Below are 689 nucleotides of genomic sequence, written 5' to 3'. Positions count from 1 at the left end.
TGGAGAATTAGCTCAGCTGGGAGAGCATCTGCCTTACAAGCAGAGGGTCGGCGGTTCGAGCCCGTCATTCTCCACCATTTTGCCGGTGTAGCTCAATTGGTAGAGCAACTGACTTGTAATCAGTAGGTTGGGGGTTCAAGTCCTCTTGCCGGCACCAGTTTTTCGAGCCATTAGCTCAGTCGGTAGAGCATCTGACTTTTAATCAGAGGGTCGTAGGTTCGAATCCTACATGGCTCACCATTTTCAATATGCGGGTGTGGCGGAATTGGCAGACGCGCTAGACTTAGGATCTAGTGCCGCACGGCGTGGGGGTTCAAGTCCCTCCACCCGCACTATTTTTATCTAACATGCGGGAGTAGTTCAGTGGTAGAACATCACCTTGCCAAGGTGGGGGTCGCGAGTTCGAATCTCGTCTTCCGCTTATGAAATATGCGCCCGTAGCTCAATTGGATAGAGCGTTTGACTACGGATCAAAAGGTTAGGGGTTCGACTCCTCTCGGGCGCGCTATCATATTACTCGGGGAGTAGCTCAGCTTGGTAGAGCACTTGGTTTGGGACCAAGGGGTCGCAGGTTCGAATCCTGTCTTCCCGACCATGTGAATTAAATTTAGGGGCCTTAGCTCAGCTGGGAGAGCGCCTGCCTTGCACGCAGGAGGTCAGCGGTTCGATCCCGCTAGGCTCCACCATAA

Annotated in this window: 8 tRNA genes; all 8 read left to right on the top strand. The window is 53.0% G+C overall.

The features are described from left to right. Position 1 precedes the first annotated feature (1 nt). The 8 genes from KP78_RS17705 (at position 2) to KP78_RS17670 (ending at position 686) form a co-directional block, all read left to right on the top strand. Positions 2–77, top strand: a tRNA-Val gene (locus KP78_RS17705). Between the two features lie 4 nt (positions 78–81). Further along, positions 82–157: transfer RNA gene (locus KP78_RS17700), tRNA-Thr, on the top strand. Positions 158–164: 7 nt separating this feature from the next. Then, positions 165–240 (top strand) — tRNA-Lys (locus tag KP78_RS17695). A gap of 10 nt (positions 241–250) precedes the next feature. Beyond that, positions 251–332: transfer RNA gene (locus tag KP78_RS17690), tRNA-Leu, on the top strand. 17 nt (positions 333–349) lie between these two features. Further along, positions 350–421: transfer RNA gene (locus KP78_RS17685), tRNA-Gly, on the top strand. 10 nt (positions 422–431) lie between these two features. Beyond that, positions 432–505, top strand: a tRNA-Arg gene (locus KP78_RS17680). Positions 506–518: 13 nt separating this feature from the next. Continuing rightward, positions 519–595 (top strand) — tRNA-Pro (locus tag KP78_RS17675). A 15-nt stretch (positions 596–610) separates the two neighbouring features. Then, positions 611–686 (top strand) — tRNA-Ala (locus KP78_RS17670). Positions 687–689 lie beyond the last annotated feature (3 nt).

Origin of the sequence: Jeotgalibacillus soli (assembly GCF_000829435.1) — a bacterium.
GTDB classification, from domain to species: domain Bacteria; phylum Bacillota; class Bacilli; order Bacillales; family Jeotgalibacillaceae; genus Jeotgalibacillus; species Jeotgalibacillus soli.
Note: the sequence above shows the minus strand (reverse complement) of the source record. Positions and strands in the feature narration are given on the sequence as shown.